This window comes from uncultured Campylobacter sp. (assembly GCF_938018145.1).
In the GTDB taxonomy this organism is placed as follows: Bacteria; Campylobacterota; Campylobacteria; order Campylobacterales; family Campylobacteraceae; genus Campylobacter_A.
The window spans coordinates 1-3,018 of the sequence record NZ_CALIII010000341.1; the positions used below are offsets into that span (position 1 = coordinate 1).

Consider the following 3,018-nt stretch of genomic DNA (forward strand, 5'->3'; position numbering starts at 1 on the left):
AAATATACCGTCGTTTTGTAGAAGCGAATAAACTAAAAATAGTCCGCCAAAGGAGTGGCCGTAAAATATTTTCTCGCTATTTTTTATATCGTATTCTTTGTCTGCAAACGGCATTAACCGCTCTTTTATAAATTTATAAAATTTGTCCGCATTGCCGCCTTGCTCGTATTCACCGCCTTGGGCTAACGGCGTTAAGTCCTTTGTTCGCCTTGCGGTATCGTAAGCTAGCGGAGTATCGTATCCGACGCCTATGATAAGCGGTGCATTGTCGTCTGAAGTAAAATTTTTAAATAAATTAAGCAACACGGAAAATTGCGCATTCGCATCGAGCATAAAAATCGCTTTTGGATAAACGTTGCGGTTTTTCGGAACGGCTTGAAAAATTTTATATATTTCTCCGCCTGCACTTTCTAGTATGGAGTATTTGACATCAAAAAGCCGATAAACGCTTTCATCTATCGGCTCTATGTACTGAGTAGGCTTTGCGCTGGCTACACCAATCATAATCAAAGCTCCCAAAAATAATTTAACAATCCTTACCACTTCGCGCTTACCTTAAACCAAAATCTCCTGCCCTCTTCAGGATACCAGTAGTAGTTGCCGTCATCGGCCATTCCCTCGTCGTAGCGGATATTATCAAAGATATTGTAGGCGGTCAAATTTAAGCTTAAATTTTTATTTACTTCCCAGCTAGCACCCAAATCGACGGTAAAAAGCTTTTTGTCGTTTTCGCTTACTTTATTGCCGGGACCGAATTTGACGCTGGTTAGCTCGCTCTCGTAGTTTGCCCCGGCAAAGGTGCTAACGCTTGCGATAGGCTTATACGTTAGCGTCAAATTTGCCGCGTGCTCAGGCGTTGCAGTCAGAGATTTGCCGTCTAGTCGGCTAAGGTTGGTCTGGCTAAATTTGACCGGGCCGTTTGGGGTATTGATCGTCGGGTCGCCGGTTTTGATTTTGGAGTTGTTGTATGTGTAGTTGCCGCGCAAATTTAGATTTTTTAGTATGTCGTAGTCTGCGCTAAGCTCGATGCCCCAGACGTCGGCACCGTCGATGTTAAAGTAAGTTCCCCAGCCCGGGCAGTTTACGTGCGGAGCCGTAGCGCATGAGCCAAATGCCGGAATACGGTTTATGCTGCTGCCGTCGGTATCTAGGATTTTATCTTTAAACTCGTTTCTAAATAGAGTAACCGAACCTCTAAAATCGTCGCCGCTATCGTAGTAAGCGCCGATTTCATAAGTTAGGCTCTTTTCGGGTTTTAGGTCTGCGTTACCAAAGTCTACGATCCTCCAGCCGCCTTGTATGGTGCCGACTTCCGGCGAGATCTGATTGACGTTCGGCGTTTTATATCCTGTCGCTACGCCGCCTTTTAGCGTCCAGTTGTCGGTTAGATTATAAACTAGATACGCACGCGGCGAGAGATGATCGTCGAAAAATTCGTTATGAGTGAAGCGACCGCCCAGCGTCAAATAAAGCTTGTCGTCTAAAATTTCCCACTCGTCTTCTAAAAATGCCGCATGCTCTTTCATAGAGTAGGCTTTCGGGTTTCGTAGCACGCTTCTGCTCGAATTTGATACGATAAATGTGGTTTTAACCGTCTGCTTACTAAAATCATAGCCGAAAGTTAGCGTATGCGAATCTAGGAAGGTGCTAAATTTGGAGTTAAAGTTGTGGTTTTTGACATCGGCCGGCGTTAAGCTATCAAAGAGGCTCGTTCGCTTCGTCTGATCGTAAATGTAGCTCACGTCGGCATTTAAATTCTCAAAATTTCCCAGGTATCCTACTCCGTAGCTATCTTTTTTGTAGTCGTAGCTATTTAGCAGCCTATTTGTCCTTACGGTTGCCGTCTTGCCGACGGTCCTTGAGTATTCGTGGCGTTCTTGGGAGGCTAGGAGGTAAAATTTATTGTATTCGTCGGGCGTGATCCATAGTTTGGCGCTAAAGTTTTTCTTATCGCTTTCTTGATAGCCGCCCGGATAGCTATCCTCATCGCGTAACTTTTTGTAGCCCCAGAGCTGAAGACCTACATACTCGCTAAGAAGCGGAAAGTTAAGATAAAAGTCCGCTTGGCGCTGCGAGCCGATGCCGCTATGAGCCTGCGCAATACCGGATATGCTCACGGAGCCGCTAAATTTATCGAAATTTTTCTTCGTGATGATATTTATGACCCCGCCCACCGCATCGCTACCGTAAAGCGAGCTCATCGGTCCTCTGATGATCTCGATGCGTTCTATCGCCTCAACCGGCGGGATAAAATTTGAGTTCATATCGCCGGCACCGCCTTTTGGATTGGCCGCGCTTGAATTTACTCTCTTGCCGTCTATGAGAACTAGCGTTTGCGAACCTTCCATGCCGCGGATCGAGATACCGCTGGCGGGTCCGTCCTCGCCGCCTATAACGCTAACTCCTGGAGCTTTTGATGCGATAGAGTGAAGCGAGGTGAAGCTATCTTTTGCCAGGTCGTCATTTTTTACGATTGATATGCTGGCGGGTGCGTTTTTAATACTTTGCGAAAAACCGCTAGCAGTGACTACGACCTCTTCTAAATTTATATTATCTGCGGCTTGTAAATTTATTGCGCACACTAGCGAAACGATAGGCGCAAAAGCTTTATTCTTTGAAACAATCATATAAAATCCTTTAGAATACTTAATATTGATTTAAGTTATCAATCTTTCTTCGCGAATAATAACTAATATGGAATAAATTTAATATTAATTATCGTATACAGATAGAATTTGCCGCCAAAGACTAGATGGCTAATTTAATAAGATGGGTTTGAGGCAATTTTTAAAGCTTATAAAAGGGTGTTAAATTTGAAATTTCATCTATCCCGCAGTCAAAGCCAAGTCATTGGCACTAAGTTTTTAACTTTTGGGGCGCGATGGATGAAGCGGTTTTAAAATCAGTAAAAAGCGATAGGATAACCTATCGTTTTTTACGTTTTAACTAAAAATTATAGTGAAAATTCACCATAAACGATCTCTCATCGCCTAGCCTCGAGCTTGAGCGCCAGTATTT

General features: G+C 43.9%; 2 protein-coding genes. Both read right to left on the reverse strand.

Translation table 11 applies throughout. The features are described from left to right. A partial coding sequence (locus Q0338_RS07890) for an alpha/beta hydrolase-fold protein (protein WP_298086275.1) occupies positions 1–504 on the reverse strand: 504 nt, incomplete at its 3' end. A gap of 32 nt (positions 505–536) precedes the next feature. Continuing rightward, complete coding sequence (locus Q0338_RS07895) at positions 537–2,627, reverse strand: TonB-dependent receptor (RefSeq protein ID WP_298086276.1); 2,091 nt, start codon at positions 2,625–2,627, stop codon at positions 537–539. Positions 2,628–3,018: the final 391 nt, after the last annotated feature.

Excerpts from the sequence above, each read along its gene's own strand:
- Q0338_RS07895 (WP_298086276.1), bottom strand. The coding sequence starts at position 2,627 with ATGATTGTTTCAAAGAATAAAGCTTTTGCGCCTATCGTTTCGCTAGTG.